General features: G+C 37.6%; 22 protein-coding genes, 1 tRNA gene and 1 other annotated feature. Of the genes, 2 read left to right on the top strand and 21 right to left on the bottom strand.

Annotation, left to right across the window (positions count from 1 at the left end):
• Positions 1-2 precede the first annotated feature (2 nt).
• The 14 genes from IV80_RS01180 to IV80_RS01245 form a co-directional block, all read right to left on the bottom strand.
• On the bottom strand, positions 3-830 hold the full coding sequence (locus tag IV80_RS01180) for a TlyA family RNA methyltransferase (RefSeq protein ID WP_057748287.1): 828 nt from the start codon (positions 828-830) through the stop codon (positions 3-5).
• Positions 827-1,732 carry a polyprenyl synthetase family protein gene (locus tag IV80_RS01185; protein WP_083490467.1) on the bottom strand — a complete coding sequence of 302 codons (906 nt, stop codon included), beginning with the start codon at positions 1,730-1,732 and terminating at the stop codon, positions 827-829. The genes IV80_RS01180 and IV80_RS01185 overlap by 4 nt, the downstream gene beginning before the upstream one ends.
• Positions 1,725-1,976: an exodeoxyribonuclease VII small subunit gene (locus tag IV80_RS01190; protein WP_057748290.1), complete on the bottom strand. Its 252-nt coding sequence runs from the start codon at positions 1,974-1,976 to the stop codon at positions 1,725-1,727. The genes IV80_RS01185 and IV80_RS01190 overlap by 8 nt, the downstream gene beginning before the upstream one ends.
• The gene (gene xseA / locus IV80_RS01195; RefSeq protein ID WP_057748292.1) at positions 1,969-3,321 is read right to left on the bottom strand and encodes an exodeoxyribonuclease VII large subunit; all 1,353 of its coding nucleotides are present in this window, start codon (positions 3,319-3,321) and stop codon (positions 1,969-1,971) included. Before xseA ends, IV80_RS01190 begins: the two co-directional genes overlap by 8 nt.
• Positions 3,314-4,177 (bottom strand): bifunctional methylenetetrahydrofolate dehydrogenase/methenyltetrahydrofolate cyclohydrolase FolD, encoded by an 864-nt coding sequence (gene folD, locus IV80_RS01200; RefSeq protein ID WP_057748295.1) that lies wholly within the window; start codon positions 4,175-4,177, stop codon positions 3,314-3,316. Before folD ends, xseA begins: the two co-directional genes overlap by 8 nt.
• Before the next feature lie 138 nt (positions 4,178-4,315).
• A complete protein-coding gene (nusB, locus tag IV80_RS01205) occupies positions 4,316-4,720 on the bottom strand; it encodes a transcription antitermination factor NusB (protein ID WP_057748297.1) in 405 nt (134 codons plus the stop codon).
• A complete protein-coding gene (locus IV80_RS01210) occupies positions 4,717-5,148 on the bottom strand; it encodes an Asp23/Gls24 family envelope stress response protein (protein WP_057748301.1) in 432 nt (143 codons plus the stop codon). The genes nusB and IV80_RS01210 overlap by 4 nt, the downstream gene beginning before the upstream one ends.
• Positions 5,149-5,169: 21 nt before the next feature.
• Complete coding sequence (gene efp / locus IV80_RS01215) at positions 5,170-5,727, bottom strand: elongation factor P (RefSeq protein WP_057748304.1); 558 nt, start codon at positions 5,725-5,727, stop codon at positions 5,170-5,172.
• Between the two features lie 148 nt (positions 5,728-5,875).
• Complete coding sequence (gene rpmA / locus IV80_RS01220) at positions 5,876-6,163, bottom strand: 50S ribosomal protein L27 (RefSeq protein WP_057748307.1); 288 nt, start codon at positions 6,161-6,163, stop codon at positions 5,876-5,878.
• 21 nt (positions 6,164-6,184) lie between these two features.
• Positions 6,185-6,523 (bottom strand): ribosomal-processing cysteine protease Prp, encoded by a 339-nt coding sequence (locus IV80_RS01225; RefSeq protein WP_057748309.1) that lies wholly within the window; start codon positions 6,521-6,523, stop codon positions 6,185-6,187.
• Between the two features lie 13 nt (positions 6,524-6,536).
• On the bottom strand, positions 6,537-6,845 hold the full coding sequence (gene rplU, locus IV80_RS01230; RefSeq protein ID WP_057748312.1) for a 50S ribosomal protein L21: 309 nt from the start codon (positions 6,843-6,845) through the stop codon (positions 6,537-6,539).
• Positions 6,846-6,857: 12 nt separating this feature from the next.
• Positions 6,858-6,933: a sequence feature (ribosomal protein L21 leader region), on the bottom strand.
• A 59-nt stretch (positions 6,934-6,992) separates the two neighbouring features.
• A complete protein-coding gene (locus IV80_RS01235; RefSeq protein WP_057748314.1) occupies positions 6,993-7,619 on the bottom strand; it encodes a TetR/AcrR family transcriptional regulator in 627 nt (208 codons plus the stop codon).
• An 81-nt stretch (positions 7,620-7,700) separates the two neighbouring features.
• A complete protein-coding gene (locus tag IV80_RS01240) occupies positions 7,701-8,153 on the bottom strand; it encodes a GNAT family N-acetyltransferase (RefSeq protein WP_057748316.1) in 453 nt (150 codons plus the stop codon).
• 99 nt (positions 8,154-8,252) lie between these two features.
• Positions 8,253-8,765 carry a hypothetical protein gene (locus tag IV80_RS01245; RefSeq protein WP_057748319.1) on the bottom strand — a complete coding sequence of 171 codons (513 nt, stop codon included), beginning with the start codon at positions 8,763-8,765 and terminating at the stop codon, positions 8,253-8,255.
• Positions 8,766-8,948: 183 nt separating this feature from the next.
• Here IV80_RS01245 and IV80_RS01250 point away from each other — a divergent pair.
• Both IV80_RS01250 and IV80_RS10215 read left to right on the top strand, forming a co-directional pair.
• Positions 8,949-9,022 (top strand) — tRNA-Arg (locus IV80_RS01250).
• Between the two features lie 327 nt (positions 9,023-9,349).
• Complete coding sequence (locus IV80_RS10215; protein ID WP_261763742.1) at positions 9,350-9,478, top strand: hypothetical protein; 129 nt, start codon at positions 9,350-9,352, stop codon at positions 9,476-9,478.
• Positions 9,479-9,547: 69 nt separating this feature from the next.
• On the opposite strand, the gene IV80_RS01255 is transcribed toward IV80_RS10215, so the two are convergent.
• The 7 genes from IV80_RS01255 to miaA all read right to left on the bottom strand — a co-directional run bounded on the left by IV80_RS01255 (position 9,548) and on the right by miaA (position 16,171).
• Positions 9,548-10,090, bottom strand: a complete 543-nt coding sequence (locus tag IV80_RS01255; protein WP_236699551.1) for a dUTP diphosphatase — start codon at positions 10,088-10,090, stop codon at positions 9,548-9,550.
• A 15-nt stretch (positions 10,091-10,105) separates the two neighbouring features.
• Complete coding sequence (locus IV80_RS01260) at positions 10,106-11,047, bottom strand: alpha/beta hydrolase family protein (protein ID WP_057748322.1); 942 nt, start codon at positions 11,045-11,047, stop codon at positions 10,106-10,108.
• Positions 11,040-11,918: a hypothetical protein gene (locus IV80_RS01265; protein ID WP_057748325.1), complete on the bottom strand. Its 879-nt coding sequence runs from the start codon at positions 11,916-11,918 to the stop codon at positions 11,040-11,042. Before IV80_RS01265 ends, IV80_RS01260 begins: the two co-directional genes overlap by 8 nt.
• Before the next feature lie 224 nt (positions 11,919-12,142).
• Positions 12,143-13,486 carry a glutamine synthetase family protein gene (locus IV80_RS01270; protein WP_057748328.1) on the bottom strand — a complete coding sequence of 448 codons (1,344 nt, stop codon included), beginning with the start codon at positions 13,484-13,486 and terminating at the stop codon, positions 12,143-12,145.
• 17 nt (positions 13,487-13,503) lie between these two features.
• Entirely contained in the window at positions 13,504-13,893 is a 390-nt protein-coding gene (locus IV80_RS01275) for a MerR family transcriptional regulator (protein WP_057748331.1), read from the bottom strand.
• A gap of 99 nt (positions 13,894-13,992) precedes the next feature.
• Entirely contained in the window at positions 13,993-15,246 is a 1,254-nt protein-coding gene (locus tag IV80_RS01280) for a methionine gamma-lyase family protein (protein ID WP_057748335.1), read from the bottom strand.
• Position 15,247: 1 nt separating this feature from the next.
• Complete coding sequence (gene miaA / locus IV80_RS01285) at positions 15,248-16,171, bottom strand: tRNA (adenosine(37)-N6)-dimethylallyltransferase MiaA (RefSeq protein WP_057748338.1); 924 nt, start codon at positions 16,169-16,171, stop codon at positions 15,248-15,250.

Below are 16,171 nucleotides of genomic sequence, written 5' to 3' on the forward strand. Positions count from 1 at the left end.
CTTTATTCCGCTTTTTGATGATTCAATTGGGCATAGGCTGCAGCCAACGTTTTCTCGATTGAAACTGATTTTTCAATAGCTGGTAGCTTATCAGTTGCAACCAAGTGAACTAGAAATTCAATATTGCCTTCGCCGCCTTTAATCGGTGAGAAATCTAAGCCTTTTACTTGATAACCATTATCAACCGCCATATTTAAGGTGTTTTCTAAAACTTCCTCATGAGTTTTGGGATCACGAACAATTCCATGTTTGCCTACCTTGTCTTTGCCAGCCTCGAACTGAGGCTTAATAAGCGCAACAACGCTTCCGTTTTCCTTAATGATCTGTTTCAAAGGCGGTAAAATTAATTTCAAGGAGATAAATGAGACATCAATAGATGCAAATTCAGGCTGTCCATGCGTAAAATCAGCTAATTTGGCATAGCGAAAATTGGTGTTTTCCATGACAACCACGCGTGGATCCTCACGTAATTTCCAAACCAGCTGATTCGTACCTACATCTAAAGCATAACTTAATTTAGCACCACCTTGCAGCATCACGTCCGTAAAACCACCGGTTGATGACCCAATATCTAAAACGACTTTATCTTGGACATCAATATGAAAAACTTTTAGTGCCTTTGCCAATTTTAATCCGCCCCGACTCACATAAGGCATGCGTTTCCCCTTAAAATGTAATTCGGTATCGACCGGAATTTTGCTTCCTGGTTTATCCAAACGTTCCTCATTTTCTCCCAATATTTCACCCGCCATGACGGCTCGTTTAGCCTGTTCACGGGTATCAAACAATCCTTGTGAAACTAAAAGGACATCCACACGTTCTTTTTTCATTTTTCTGCCTCGTCTAATTGAAAATAGTCTAAAAAGCCTTGTAGCACATCAACCTGAATTTGCTGTTTTTCTAGGTTATTCAGTGCATCCCGACAGTTACCTACACAAACAGTTAAATCTTTTTTAGTTTGTGATAGTCCGCGAATGCTTGGATAAGTATTTTTATGTTCCGATGCATCCTTATGCACGGCTTTACCCATATCTTTTTGAGAGCCCAAGACATCTTGGAGATCATCATAGATTTGAAAAGCGAGTCCAAAATTTTCAGCAAACTCAATGAAGACATTACTTTGAGAAGCAGGTAGCTTTGTGATAATGGCCGCTGCCTGTGCCGTGTAAGTAATTAAAGCCCCTGTTTTTTGTTTATGTAGCTGCTTTAACTGCGCAAAATTTAGCTGGTTTTGCTCTCCTAACACGTCGCTGACTTGCCCGGCCACCATACCTGCTGGGCCAGCAGCATGAGCTAAAGCTTGTGTCAAAGCACTGACAACTTGATCAGAGTATCCGCTAGTTGCTAACCATTCAAAGGCTAGTGTTAATAAGCCATCACCAGCCAAAATTGCTAAGGCCTCACCAAATTTTTTATGGTTAGTTGGCATTCCTCTTCGCAAGTCATCGTTATCCATTGCAGGTAAATCATCATGTATTAAAGAATAAGTATGCAACAATTCAAGAGAAGCCGCCACCTTGAAAGCAGATTCATCAATCTTGCCACCGGAACTTTTAATAATTGCCAGTAACAATAATGGTCGTAATCTTTTTCCACCCGCCAAAACGGAATACTGCATGGCCTCACTCAAATTCAGATTTGACACGCTCTGTGGTAATTGCTTTTTTAAATAGCTATTCAAATCTTTGCTATATTTTTCAATAAACAAATTCGTTTTTTTGTTTTTAATCATTTTCGGTAGAATCCTTAGTAACCTCATTGTCCGCTTCAAAAGGCACTTCTTGGTCATCATCATTCATCATTTTTGTGAGCGTTTGTTCTGCATTTTGTAATGTGTCTTGTAATTCTTTGCTAAGCACTACGCCATGCTTAAATTCATTTAAAGCTTTTTCTAGTGGCACATCCCCTTTTTCGAGATTGGTGACGATTTCATCAAGTGTTTTTAAGTTTTCTTCAAAAGTTGGTTTTTCAGTCATTTTCTAGTCCTCCGGGTTTGATAGTCGTAATTTTTGCTTCAGCCGTCCCATCACTTAAATGCAGCTCAACATCCGTCCCATTCTGTAGATCAGCCACACGTTTGACGACACGCTTGTTTTTAGTGATGTAACTATAGCCACGTCCCATAATTTTTAAAGGACTCAGGTAATCTAATGCTGCAATAGTATGTTGCACCTGAATAGCCTTTGCCTTTGTGTTTGCCTCAACACCTCGCTTTAATCGTTGCTGCAGATTCATCACCGTCTGTTTCTCTCTTTGCACCCGATTAATAGGTGAGCTTATTCTTAAGCGTTGACGACTGTCACTTGCTTGATTTTGATAGTTATTAAGCAATGTCTTCATGTTTTGTGTTAATTTATCATTTAAATAATCCACATTTTGAACATAGCCTTCATATAATCGGCTAGGATCTTGGAAAACATACGATTGACGCAAACGATTAAGGCTTTGCCGTTGCTTCTTTATCAAATTAATGAACGCATTGAAAATTCGCGTACGTCTCTGTGTTAAGGCTAAAATTTCTTCACTCAAAACAGGTGTGGCTAATTCTGCAGCCGCAGTTGGCGTAGCCGCTCGCACATCAGCTACCAAATCTGCAATGGTCGTATCCGTCTCATGACCGACCGATGAAATAATAGGAATTTGACTGGCAGAAATTGCTCTCGCCACAATTTCTTCATTAAAAGGCCATAAATCTTCAATGGATCCTCCACCACGGCCTAAAATAATAGTATCAAATCCCCCCCGTTCATTCACTTGCTGAATACGAGCGACAATTTCCTTTGCGGCTTCATTTCCCTGAACCTGTGTGGGAAATAAAACAAGCTGTGTGATTGGAAATCTTCTCTTAGTAGTTGTCATGATATCACGAATGACAGCGCCAGAGGGACTGGTGATAACGGCAATTCTTTTGGGAAACCGTACCAAAGCCTGCTTAGGTGCCGTAAATAAGCCTTGGCTACTAAGCTTCTTTTTTAACTGTTCATAGGCCTGATAGAGAGCACCAATTCCGTCTGGTTGCATGCTATCAATATAAATTTGATAGCTTCCACTAGCTTCGTAAACCGATAATCTTCCCGTTACCAGCACCTTCATACCAGTTTCTGGTGTAAATTTTAGTTTTTCAAAAGCCGACTTAAACATTATGGCATTGATTTTAGCATGGTCATCTTTCAAACTAAAGTATTGATGAGCATGGGGGCGAATACGTAAATTAGAGATTTCACCTACCAAATAGACACGACCTAGATATGGATCTACATCGAATTTGCGCTTAATGTATTGTGTTAAAGCTGTCACAGTAAGATAGTTATCTTTATCCATTTTCTTCACTACTCCATTCCGCTAAGGAAACAGTTTGTGCCATTAAAGTTGTGATAGTCATTGGACCTACACCCTTGGGAACGGGTGTTAGAAATGCAGCTTTTGGCTTGACTGATTCAAAATCCACGTCGCCAACTAACTTGTTATCCGCATCCCGGTCCATACCAACGTCAACCACAACGGCTCCTTCTTTGACATCTTTAGCGTGAATAAAGTGAGCAATGCCAACTGCAACAATTAAAATATCCGCTTCACGAGTAACTTCTGATAAATGACGCGTGTGACTATGTGCAATTGTGACGGTTGCATTAGCATTCACCAAAAGCGCGGCCATTGGTTTTCCTACAATGGTACTACGACCGATAATTACCACTTTTTTCCCTGATAAAGAAATATGATAGGCATTAAGAATCGTCATAATTCCTTGTGGTGTACACGCTACTGGAGTTTTCGCTACTTTGTTAACAAGTAAACGTCCTAAATTTAGCGGATGAAAACCATCCACATCCTTTTCCGGTGCAATCGCCATCGTAATATGAAATTCATCAATTTGTGCAGGCAATGGCAACTGAACAAGAATCGCATGAATTTTAGGATTAACATTGTACTCATGAATCACTTCAATCAGTTCAGACTCGGAAATAGTATCAGGTAATTTACGAACAACTGAATTCAATCCCATTTTTTTGGCACGTCGTTCTTTATTTCGTACATATATTTGACTAGCCGGATCCTCGCCAACTAAAATGACAACCAATCCCGGTACAATCCCTTGATCAGCTAATTTTTGAACTTTATTCTTAGTTGCGACATCAACTTTAGCAGCTAGTGCTTTGCCGTCCATTATCGTTGCCATAATATTACCTCTCTTATCATCCATCTACTTACTCATCTAGTTTAGCATAATAAAAAATACGAAAAAACCAGAAAAAGAATTGTTTTTCTGGTTTCGTTTTATATTTATTTAAATATAGAAATCAATTAGACACGCGCCTTAACTCAATTGATTGGAAAGTACACCATTAATAAAGTTTTTAGAGGTTTCATCAGCGTAGTTCTTTGCCAACTCTATAGCTTCATTCACCGCAACTTTTCCAGGCACTTCATCTACATAATCTATTTCGAAAAATGCGATTTCCAAGATGAGGCGATCTGTTCTTGAAATACGCTTCAATGACCATGTCTTCTTTAAATACTGGCTAATTTGCTCATTGATGGCTTCTCGATGTTCTAAAACGCCGTCAACAATGGTCACAAGATAAGCAGGTGTCTCAGATTCATCATGATAATGCGCCAAAACTTGGTGATAGAGCTCATCATGAGAAGCCTCTGGATTACTGTCAAGTGCGAATAGCGTTTGAAATGCAGCTTCACGAATTTGGTGTCGATTTAAACTCACTTTTCATCACCATCATTTTCCGCAAAAATATCATCCGGATCAACCGTCGAAGTTGTTTTAGCAGGAATAATTCCCTCAACATGAATGTTAACTTCACTAACTTCCAAATCAGTCATAAACAGCAATTGCTGATTAACTTTACTCTGAATTTTTTTTGCAATTTCGGGTACAGATGTCCCATAGTCCAGGTAAACGTAAACATCCACACGTAGCTTATCTTGGTCCAAGGCCAATTTAACCCCTTGGCTTTTTGTGTTACGGGTTAAAAAAGACGTAACACTTTCACTCAAACCACTACTACTCAAATGAACGCCTTTAACTTCTTCAACAGAAATTCCAGCAATAATTGAAACAACCTCCGGAGCAATTTTAATCTCTCCAAGTGTTGGTTTGTGTTCCGCCAGCGCTAAATATTTATCTTCTGCCATTTTATAACCCTCCTGCCTAAATTAAGCTCGTGATACGTACGTACCATCTGTTGTATTGATGATAAGGGTATCTCCTTCGTTTACAAAGAATGGTACCTGAACAGTTAACCCAGTCTCTAAAGTAGCTGGCTTAGAGCCGCCGGTAGCTGTATCACCACGAATGCCAGGTTCAGTGTCAGTCACCTTTAAGTTAACTGTATTAGGTAAGTCAACACCTAACGTTTCGCTACCAAACATAATGACACTGACTTCCATATTTTCTATCAAATAATTTTTCTCTTGTGTCAAATTAGCTGCTGGAATTTCTAATTGCTCATAAGTGTTATTATCCATGAACACATAGTTGTCCCCATCGCTATACAGATACTGCATTTTTTTGGTTTCGATGTTGGCTTGCTCCATCTTCTCACCAGCACGGAACGTTTTTTCTTGGACAGCATCAGTTCTTAAATTCTTTAATTTTGTTCGAACAAAGGCACTTCCTTTGCCGGGTTTCACATGCTGAAATTCAACAATTCGCCAAATTCCATCGTCAACTTGAATCGTTAATCCATTTTTAAAATCTGAAGTCGAAATCATTTTTTTACCTCCGAAATTCTTTACACCTAACTATAGCAATATCTGCTTGCTAAAAGCAAGTTTAGTTAGCTAACTTCTCGCATTTTTAGAACTTTTGACAAAAAAAGAACCAGAACAAACTTAAATGTTCTGATTCCTCATATTGGTATTATTCTGCATCTGCTGCTGGGTATACAGAAACCTGACGTTTGTCACGTCCCTTACGTTCAAAACGAACAACGCCATCAGTTAAGGCAAATAATGTGTCGTCATTTCCACGACCAACATTAGATCCAGGGTAAATATGAGTCCCGCGTTGACGGTAAATAATCATACCACTCTTAACAGGTTGTCCATCAGCACGTTTCGTTCCGAGACGACGACCAGCTGAATCACGGCCGTTAGAGGTGGAACCACCACCCTTATGATGACTGAAGAATTGTAAATTCATTAACATAGCATTACACCTCCGAATAAATTAATCTTGAATGTTTACTTTTATAAATTGTGAATAACTTTGTGCAATATCTTTCATACCAATGACAAAGCTTTTTAAAATTGTTTGTAACTTTAAAGTTTGTTCATCGCTTTTTGGAAGTGAAAAATTGGCAACCAGTAAGCCACCGTCATTTTCATTTGTCTTAACCTCTGGCTTAACTTTTACAAGTTGTTCAACGCTATTAATCGTATTGATTGCTAACACCGAAGCAGCTGCACAAACAATGTCTTGACCATAAGGACCAGAATCAGCATGTCCAATCATCTGGAATTGCTTCACACCAATTTGAGAACTTAATTTAATCGTCACTTTTATCATTAATAATCACCAATTAGGCGTTAATTGCATCAATCGTAACTTTTGTATATGGTTGACGATGACCCGTTTTGGTATGTTGATTTTTCTTAGCTTTATACTTGAAAGTTGTCACTTTCTTGTCTTTGCCTTGTTTTTCAACTGTACCATTTACAGTTGCGCCATCTACAGTTGGTGTACCAACCTTTGTAGAATCGCCACCTACAAAAAGGACTTGGTCAAAAGTAACCTTGTCACCTTCATTTGCATTAAGCTTTTCAACAAAAATGGATTGACCTTCTTCAACCTTAAGTTGTTTGCCACCAGTTTCAATAATTGCGTACACAGTGTGCACCTCCTCATTTCTAATACTCGCCAGCTTTAAGTGTCTAAACCAGAACTTAAAAACTCAAGCCGTGCGGTTGTAGCTGTGGAAGCCACAAATACAACGTTACAATGATATCAAAACTTAGCCAAAAAGTCAACCATACCTCTAATTTACAAAGAAATCTCTGACATCAAGTTTTTTGTCCATGCGATCGTGGATTAAAATATACATTTTATCACCCATAAAATGCGGTGAATAAATCATGCCATCATTAAGCCAATTTCGAGTGATTCCTAATAAACCCGCCACGATGAAATCAGCCGTAAATTGATTGTGTAATGTTTTGGCATCCTGCTTCAGATCAAATTTCTTCAAAAAAAGTTGAATGTAAAAATCAAAAAGTTGCGTGGCTTTATCTGTAAAGGCGTTTCCCCGTCCTAGCTTAAAAATTACGGTGAAAGTTTCATAATTATCAGCAATGAATTTGAACCCTTTGCGCAATGAGAAGACTTGAACATCATGCTCACTAATAGCCACCTTTGGGTCTAAATAAGCTTTGGCATCCACTAAGCAAGCTAAGAAAAATTCATTGGTAACCTCATTTATAATTGCTTGAATAAAATCTTTTTTATCATGATAGTGTAAATAAAAGGTACCGCGCGTTATAGCTGCTGTATCCACAATTTGCTGTATACTAATATTTTTGGTACTTTCATTTTTTAATAACTGGAATAATGCGCTTTTAAGCCGTTGCTTTGTTTTCTTTATTCGCGGATCTGAATGACTTGCCATATTGATTTCTCCTAACTATAACCGTTCAGAGATAAATTTTACGGCATCTTTCCTAAAAAAACAAAACATTTAAACTTTAATTTATAGCGTGCGGCATAACACTACCATATCTTTCAAATGTAATCCGTTTTCAATAATTGGTTTAGGGTAATTTTTAATAAAAAAATCCTTCTTAACGGCTAAGAATCGGAATCCCATTTTCTGATAAAGATAAAGTTGTACAAAGCTAGTCGTCCCCGTTCCCACAATCATCCTTTTATAACCCTGTTGAACAGCAAAACGACTACCAAACTGAATCAATTTCTGTGCATAGCCCTGGTGTTGAAAATTCGGGTCGATAGCGATATTCTTCAATTCAATTTGTCTAGGATCATTCGGAGTGAGCACCATAATGCCAACTAACTGTTTTTTAACAACTAATCGAAAGACAAAACTTTGCTTTAAATAATTATCAACTAATTCTTTATTTGGATCTGCCATTAATAACAGATTATAGTCAGACTGTTCAATTTTTTGGGTAGTCCTGATTTGCATTCTATTTCCTTTTCAAAAAATTCTTTTTTCATTATATTTTGTGTTTAAAAAAACGTGAACAGCAAGTTTGCGATGCCTTGCTTTCACGTCTTAAACGTTCTACTGAGTCGTGCCTACGTTGTTTAATTTTTGCTGAGCATTTGTATCTTTAATCAGTTGATTATAAACCTTTTTTCGATTTGCCTCTTGCTTCGTTATTGGATTGACGAGGAGACGAACGACCTTAAAGAATGGTGTACTAACAGATCCAGATAAATCATCATCAAATCCATAATGATGCTGATACGCATTCATAATAATATGCTTAATGCTGTTTTTATTATCGATTAGTAAGCCTTGAAGTTGTTTTCGATCGGTCTTGTTCATTTTCTTTCTACCCTGCTCATTTAATTGATCAATTGCAGAATAAATTCTAGAAGCTGTTTTTGGCTTTTCAGAATCAAATCTCTCTAACGCTTTAAGTAGTCGATTAATTGATTTTTTATCATTTTGGACTTGATCGTATTTATCCGAACTAATGACAACCGTGCCATAAACTTTGTTTCGACTACAGCCCGTCAAAAATAATCCGAAGATGAGAAAGGGAATTAGCCAGTAAATTTTCTTTTTCATTTCATCAACTTCCTTCATTCTTTCTACATTCTATGATACCTAAAAAAGGCATAGAATGAAAGCATTTACTTACATCCTTAACAAATTTAACATGATTAAGAGATTATTCCGGTAATATTCTATTAGTAAGTGCATAAATGCCCTATTGACGAACTTTTTTATTTACCTTATAATCAATAACGCGGACCAGTAGCTCAGCTGGATAGAGCATCCGCCTTCTAAGCGGAGGGTCGTGAGTTCGAATCTCACCTGGTTCATACAAGTAAGTGATAGTCATTTTTTTAAATGTAGAAATGCCGTTAATATGGCATTTCTTTTTTATTTTTATAAAAGTACTAGGAAGTAAAAATTGATGCTCAGTGAATTTAATCCGTTATCTGATTAATTGTCGTCTGTAGTAGCATTCATCATATTTTACGAAATTTAAACTCATTACATAGTCTTTATTTTTATTCAAACAGGCAGCACAATTTTATAGTTTCATTTACATTTTTAGCCTACTTTAATTTCATAAGCATATTTATTGAAATGTTCTCGTAACATTGTCATAATTAAAATGTAAAATATGATTTGGAGGCGTTGGTATGGGACCATTAATGATTATTCTGTTTATTATTGTCTTTGCTATTGTTGTTCAGGTCGTTAATGACTGGGATTCTGTGTTTCCAAAATCACCAGCACACTCAAGGCGTAAAAGTCTGAAAGATAATTAAAAAGAATTCATATCTTTTAGGATATTTAAAAAGTGGAGCCAAATTATGGGCTCCACTTTTTATTATCTCTTAATAATTATTTTCTTGTCTTTTATAGTTAACCTTATTTTTCCGATAAAATGCGTCTTCGATCTCACTTGCAGAAAATTTAAATCCCACCATGCCCAGTTTTAGATACAGATGCCAGGCGTGACGAAAATTGTCAGGTCGATTACCCACAAAACTACTAAAAAGCATTGATTTGATTGCCAAATAGGTATCTGTTAAATTGAGCTCTTTAGAATCTGTTGCTAATTTATCGAATTGTGCTTGGGTCAAATCGACATTTTCGACCCACTGTTTTTGACTCGCAAACAGGAGAAAGAAATCAATGGCATCCACATACTCAACCAGTAAGGTTTGGCGAACGCTCAGATTTTCATCATGCTTTCCCTTATGTTGCTTCCAAACTTTAAACCATTCTGATGTGTTGGCCACTTCAGAAAGTTCAACGTCAAGCGACAGTACTGTATTTTTGATCCGTGCATCCCAACTCATCGCTAGCTGTTTATCTTCTGCAATACTCCTGTCTAGTTGAATAGAGGCTTGAAGCATCTTTGGAATATTTAGCAAAATTTTTCACCCATTCTATACCATTTTTGAACCGATTTGTAAGTCATCTAAGTTATCCAGGAACCATTTCTTTAAAAAAGCAAATTGATTAAAAATATCAAATAAAGAATATTGTTCTTTCGGATCCTGCACAGTCATTACCCAGTGAGCACTACCATCAGCTCCATTTTGTTTATACAAGCTAAAGATAATTTGATTGCCCAGATCTAAAAAGGCACCTTGAACTTCATCCATATTTTGTAGCATCAACTGATTATCAGCCGTTACCACGAATAATTTGTCCATAATTTGGTCAGACAAATCTGCCTTCGCCAAAACATATTTTTTATCATTTGCAGCATCAAGCATATTGAAATCGACGTTAAAACCAAAATCAGAGACTAAATATTTTCCAAACTCAATAAACAAATCAACCGCATCACTCACGGCAGCATTATCAGATTTTCCACTCCACTCTGTAATGAAAAGCTTCGTGATGGTATCCGAATTAAAATACATTGTTTTCTCTTTAAGATTAAGAGAAAAAATAACCTGATGACTATTTTGCTCAACATAAAAAGCGCCATCTTGATTGGGACGTTGCTCAAAATGAAACTCCTCTGTATCATCAATATTTGGAAACGTTTGAAACAGCGTGTCAGCCTTTAGGTTATCCTCACGAGAATGCAGTACAGCCTCTTTATCATCATGGAGTTCAAGCAAACGACTCATAAAAATCAAATAATAGTCATTCGCATCATATTTATGTGGATAAACCACATATTCTGTATCCATTTGAAAATCAAACAGACTGGTTGACGCTGCTAATAGTTCGTTTGGATCAGTTGTATTGGTTAATTGATCAAAAAGCTTAGTGAATTCGATACCATGTTGTAAACCAGCTTTAACTGATTGGCTATAAGCCACCAAACGCCCATTTGTAGTTAAACTTGAAGGATTTAGAGATTCATCACTCATCAGCACGTACCTGTTCCTTTCCAATCAAACTAGTTAAATAATCAGAATATAATTTCTTAGAATGATTTGTAAATGCTTCAAAGCTTCCAAATGCTTGTTTGATAGACTGTTTTTCATAACTTAATATCGTATCTTCTTTTGAAAGTGCAAGAATTCGATCTTCATTACTCCGCATTTTCTCTTTTGCATCCACTGCTTTTTGATCCTCTTCTGTTAACTTGGTCAATTCGTCTTTCAAAGCTTGGCGCTCTTCTTTAACTTTGCCACTTTCCCAGAAGGAACCATTGTTGCTGGTATCCTGTAATTGATCACGTAATTGTGCTTTTCTTTGGTCGCGTTGATCTTGGTTTGTCATTAACTCTTGTAGTTGTTTATTTTCTTCAGAAATCTGCGCGATTTTTTCTGTATTGAGATGCTTATTATTGGCATCCAGTCCAAAGGTATCGGAAAGCTTCTGATATTCATCTTTATCGTATTGGAATTCAAGATTTAAAACATCTAAATAGCCAAATTCACGCCGATCCCACCAATTTCCAAAAAGGATCTTAAACTCACCTTCTGATATTTCCCGGTAATAGAAGAATGGATATAATTTAGCTAAATAATCAATTAATTGATAACTCAAATAATGACTAATTTGGCTTCTTACATCATCAACCAAATTGAAATAACCTGATTTAATTTGGTCGTTAGTACTAGAAATGTCAGTGTGATATCTTTCTGGGTCTAATAATTCATAGATTAATCGGTCATTTTGCTGATCTACAGCATTTTCTAACGCATCTAAATAAGCAATCTTTCCCGAGAGACTTTGCTTTAATTTTGCATTTGGTTGTTCTGGCGAGTTTGTCGCGTTTTCTTCATCACTCATGTGTATCGCTCCTAATTTTGTAAGTTGTCCTTACATTATTGATTACTTCTAATGTACCAAATTAAACTGTAATCAACAAAGAAATTTTCTCATTCCTAACTAAATTTTAACAGATATTTTCAACAGTGACGAAAAAAGGTGAAAACAACTCCAAAAAATCATTTACAAAAAAGCGATTAGAAAATCTCGGCTAAAGATCATCCAATCGCTATTATTCATTTATTTTAATACTGTTCTAGATATTGATCGCGTTCCCATTGTGTCACTTCTTGACGATAAGAAGCCCATTCTAAACCTTTTGCTTCTAGGAAACTCTGATAGATGTGAGGACCAAGCGCCTTTTTCATAACCTCGTCAGCTTCAAAAGCTTTGAGAGCGTTATGCAGTGTTGAAGGTAAGTCCTGAATATTACTGTCTTTTCTTTCTTCTTCATTCATACGATAAATATTTCGGTCAATTGACTTTGGTGGCTCTATCTTGTTTCGAATACCATCTAGCCCAGCTTCCAATACAGTCGCAATTGCTAAATAAGGATTAGCAGAAGGGTCCACACTACGCAACTCAAAACGAGTAGATAAACCGCGACTACTTGGTACCCGAATTAAAGGTGACCGGTTACTTCCTGACCAAGCAACGTAGACAGGTGCCTCAAATCCTGGAACTAAACGTTTATATGAATTTACAATTGGATCGCAAACAGCGGTATAACTACGTGCATGCTTCAAAAGGCCTCCCAAGAACCAGTAAGCTTCTTGAGAAAGTTGCAACTCATTTTTTTCATCATAAAAAGCATTACCCTTATCATGGAATAATGACATGTTTAAATGCATTCCTGAGCCATTGATGCCATCAAGTGGTTTGGGCATAAACGTAGCATGCAAATTATACTTACGTGCCACAGTTTTAACAACCAACTTGAAGGTCTGAATATTATCGGCGGCCGCCAAAGCATCTGCGTACTTGAAATCAATTTCGTGCTGTCCTGGGGCAACCTCATGGTGTGAAGCTTCCACATCAAAGCCCATATTTTCAAGTTCGAGCACAATATCGCGACGACAATTTTCACCAAGATCCATTGGTGCCAAATCAAAGTAGCTCCCCTTATCATTTAAATTAGTAGTTGGTTTGCCAGTTTCTGGATCCAACTTGAATAAGAAGAATTCTGGTTCTGGTCCAATGTTGAAATCTGTATAGCCCGCATCGCGCATTTCTTTCAGGACCCGAATTAAATTATTGCGTGGGTCGCCTTCAAAGGGTTTCCCATCGGGCGTATATACTTCACAAATCACACGAGCTATTTTGCCATGTTCATTTCCCCAAGGAAAAACCATCCAAGTAGACAAATCAGGATAAAGATACATATCACTTTCTTCAATGCGGACAAAACCATCGATTGAAGAACCATCAAACATTAACTTATTATCCAGTAATTTTTCTAATTGACTAACGGGTACCTCTACATTCTTAATAACGCCAAATAAATCCGTAAACATTAGTCGTAAAAAGCGGACATTCTCTTCCTTAGCCATCTTGCGGATCTCATCTTTGGTATATTGTCGCTTTGCCATGTGTATCGCTCCTATTCTTATTTTACGGACGGATTATCAGCTGGAAAAATCGTTCCATGTCCACGATTTAAACCGGCAATATTTAAAAATTCATTGTGTAAAGCCTGCCGGACATCTTCATCAGAAACCGAATGTTCATTTTGCTGCTGTTGGCGATGATGTCGTGCTTGTTTAGCATAAACTTGCTTAATTTCAGCAATATTAAAACCTTCATCCAAATAATTCTTAATTTCTAACAGACGGTCCACATCAATTAAAGAAAATTGACGTCGATTACCTTCGTTACGCACGGGCTTAACTAAAGCTTGTGTTTCATAATAACGAATTTGTCGCGCACTTAGATCGGTCAACTTCATGACTGTTCCCATCGGTAAAACGGCACGTGAACGCTGTAACTGCTTTTCCATTCTGATATTCCCTCCTTTCAAAAACAAACCCATTCTATCAATGCGTTTCTTTAAAGTCAACGACCCATGTCACAAAATATGACATGGGTCGCTTTTTATTTAAAAGAATAACTGTGAAACTGCTTCAGTAATGGCAATTTTTACATGTGCATACGTTAACCCGCCTTGAATATACAGCGTGTATGGTGACCGAAGCGGACCATCAGCGGAAAACTCAACACTTGCTCCTTGCACAAAAGTACCCGCTGCCATGATAATTTTGTCATCATATCCCCCCATTTCGCTAGGAATAGGATCTACATAAGAATTAATTGGCGAATAATGTTGAACCGTCTTTGCGAAATTAATCATATCTTCAGGATTTCCAAAATTAACTGTTTGAATCAGATCCGTCCGAGGGGCATCCCACTTAGGGCTCACATTTAACCCACATTTTTCAAGAATCGCACTTTCAAAGATGGCGCCTTTAATTGCTTCACCAGTCACATGAGGTGCTTGGAAAAAGCCTTGAAACATGCTTTCCAAAGTATTTAGAGTCGCGCCCTCGTCTTTTCCTGAACCTGGTGTCGTCAGTCGATTACCGATTTGGGCAATCAAATCTTTCTTTCCAACAATATACCCACCGGTTTTTGCTAGCCCGCCACCCGCGTTTTTGATTAAAGAGCCAGCCATAACGTCAGCGCCTACTTCAGTTGGTTCTGTTTTTTCGGAAAATTCCCCATAACAATTATCAATAAAAATTTTAACGTTCGGAGCAATAGACTTCACGAATTTTATCATTTCCGCAATCTGACTAACTGTGAAGCTTTCCCGCGTGGCGTATCCACGTGAACGCTGAATAGCAACGACTTTGACATTATCCGTTAATTTCTGTTGTACGTTAGTTTTTGAAAATTGACCATGCTGGTCTAAATCAGCATAATCAAATTCAATTTGAAAATCTTTTAAAGAACCCGCATTGGGTTCACCTGTTAACCCAATTACTTGTTGCACAGTATCATATGGCATTCCTGTCACATATAAGAGTTTATCGCCCGGACGCAGCATTCCCCATAATGCCGTGCTAATCGCATGTGTACCTGAAATAATTTGCGGACGCACCATAGCGTCCTCCGTTTTAAACACGTCGGCATAAACAGCATCTAGGGCATCACGACCAGAATCATCATACCCATATCCTGTTGAGCCATTTAATTCTTCCTCAGAAATTTTTTCTTGTCTAAAAGCATCCAAAACTTTCTTTTGATTAAATAAAACTTGTGCCTCAATTTCGGCCAACTTAGGTGCGATTTGTTTATCCACCTGGTTAACTAAAGTTACTAGCTTAGTATCTAAGTTGTCAGTCCATTCCATTTTATTTTTCCCTCCAATTATTAATTAACGCCATAATTTGGTCTAATTGTTCCGGATGTTGAATGACATCAAACCAATTAACTGTCATTTTATTGCGGAACCACGTCAATTGTCGTTTAGCATAATGACGTGAATCTTGTTTAATAAGATTAATTACGGCTTCTTTAGTAACTTGCTTTTCAAAATACGGATACCATTCTCGATAGCCAATTCCCTTACCAGCTGGTAATTGCGTCCCGCCTCGCTCATATAACTGTTTGGCCTCCTGCTCCAGACCAGCTGTCACCATTTGGTCAACGCGCTGATTAATTCGCGCATACAGCAATTCACGATCTGTATTCAAACCAATTAAAAGTGCATCGTATTTCAGCGACTGATCATCATGCTGCTCCGAAAAAAGATGCCCCGTTTTTTCATAAACCTCTAGTGCGCGAACCACACGAACCTCATTTGTGACGGGTATTCCTGCTGCTGCTTGTGGATCAATACTATTCAATTGTTGCCACAGTTGCAATTGCGAATGCATTTGTGCATAAGCGTGCCACTTCTCTCGAATGCGAGGAGAACCTTCATAACTATCTCGTCCTAAAGAAAGATCTTCTAACAAGGCCTGTAAATAAAAACCAGTGCCACCGACAATAATAGGCAACCTTTTAGAACGGGTAATTTCATCAATCTTTTTGGTTGCCACCTCTTTAAAATCAGCAACTGAAAATCGTTGATCCACATTGCGAATGTTAATTAAATGATGCGCAATATTTTGCTGTTCGTTCTCAGTAATTTTTGCCGTGCCAATATTTAAGCCACGATAAACCTGCATAGAATCTCCAGAGATAATTTCGCCATGAAACTGTTTGGCTAACTCAATTGATAAACTCGTTTTACCAACTGCTGTGGGTCCAATAATTGCTAAAACTTTCTTCAT

It is taken from the genome of Pediococcus cellicola, from assembly GCF_001438655.1.
Classification (GTDB): Bacteria; Bacillota; Bacilli; order Lactobacillales; family Lactobacillaceae; genus Pediococcus; species Pediococcus cellicola.

What these genes read in the sequence shown, in the direction of transcription:
- IV80_RS01190 (WP_057748290.1), bottom strand. Translation starts at nt 1,976, where the DNA reads ATGACTGAAAAACCAACTTTTGAAGAAAACTTAAAAACACTTGATGAA.
- IV80_RS01260 (WP_057748322.1), bottom strand. Translation starts at nt 11,047, where the DNA reads ATGAGTGATGAATCTCTAAATCCTTCAAGTTTAACTACAAATGGGCGT.
- folD (WP_057748295.1), bottom strand. Translation starts at nt 4,177, where the DNA reads ATGGCAACGATAATGGACGGCAAAGCACTAGCTGCTAAAGTTGATGTC.
- IV80_RS01235 (WP_057748314.1), bottom strand. Translation starts at nt 7,619, where the DNA reads ATGGCAAGTCATTCAGATCCGCGAATAAAGAAAACAAAGCAACGGCTT.
- IV80_RS01210 (WP_057748301.1), bottom strand. Translation starts at nt 5,148, where the DNA reads ATGGCAGAAGATAAATATTTAGCGCTGGCGGAACACAAACCAACACTT.
- rpmA (WP_057748307.1), bottom strand. Translation starts at nt 6,163, where the DNA reads ATGTTAATGAATTTACAATTCTTCAGTCATCATAAGGGTGGTGGTTCC.
- IV80_RS01180 (WP_057748287.1), bottom strand. Translation starts at nt 830, where the DNA reads ATGAAAAAAGAACGTGTGGATGTCCTTTTAGTTTCACAAGGATTGTTT.
- IV80_RS10215 (WP_261763742.1), top strand. Translation starts at nt 9,350, where the DNA reads ATGGGACCATTAATGATTATTCTGTTTATTATTGTCTTTGCTATTGTT.
- IV80_RS01245 (WP_057748319.1), bottom strand. Translation starts at nt 8,765, where the DNA reads ATGAAAAAGAAAATTTACTGGCTAATTCCCTTTCTCATCTTCGGATTA.
- IV80_RS01225 (WP_057748309.1), bottom strand. Translation starts at nt 6,523, where the DNA reads ATGATAAAAGTGACGATTAAATTAAGTTCTCAAATTGGTGTGAAGCAA.
- IV80_RS01280 (WP_057748335.1), bottom strand. Translation starts at nt 15,246, where the DNA reads ATGGAATGGACTGACAACTTAGATACTAAGCTAGTAACTTTAGTTAAC.
- IV80_RS01275 (WP_057748331.1), bottom strand. Translation starts at nt 13,893, where the DNA reads ATGGAAAAGCAGTTACAGCGTTCACGTGCCGTTTTACCGATGGGAACA.
- IV80_RS01265 (WP_057748325.1), bottom strand. Translation starts at nt 11,918, where the DNA reads ATGAGTGATGAAGAAAACGCGACAAACTCGCCAGAACAACCAAATGCA.
- IV80_RS01270 (WP_057748328.1), bottom strand. Translation starts at nt 13,486, where the DNA reads ATGGCAAAGCGACAATATACCAAAGATGAGATCCGCAAGATGGCTAAG.
- IV80_RS01240 (WP_057748316.1), bottom strand. Translation starts at nt 8,153, where the DNA reads ATGCAAATCAGGACTACCCAAAAAATTGAACAGTCTGACTATAATCTG.
- miaA (WP_057748338.1), bottom strand. Translation starts at nt 16,171, where the DNA reads ATGAAGAAAGTTTTAGCAATTATTGGACCCACAGCAGTTGGTAAAACG.
- IV80_RS01185 (WP_083490467.1), bottom strand. Translation starts at nt 1,732, where the DNA reads ATGATTAAAAACAAAAAAACGAATTTGTTTATTGAAAAATATAGCAAA.
- efp (WP_057748304.1), bottom strand. Translation starts at nt 5,727, where the DNA reads ATGATTTCGACTTCAGATTTTAAAAATGGATTAACGATTCAAGTTGAC.
- xseA (WP_057748292.1), bottom strand. Translation starts at nt 3,321, where the DNA reads ATGGATAAAGATAACTATCTTACTGTGACAGCTTTAACACAATACATT.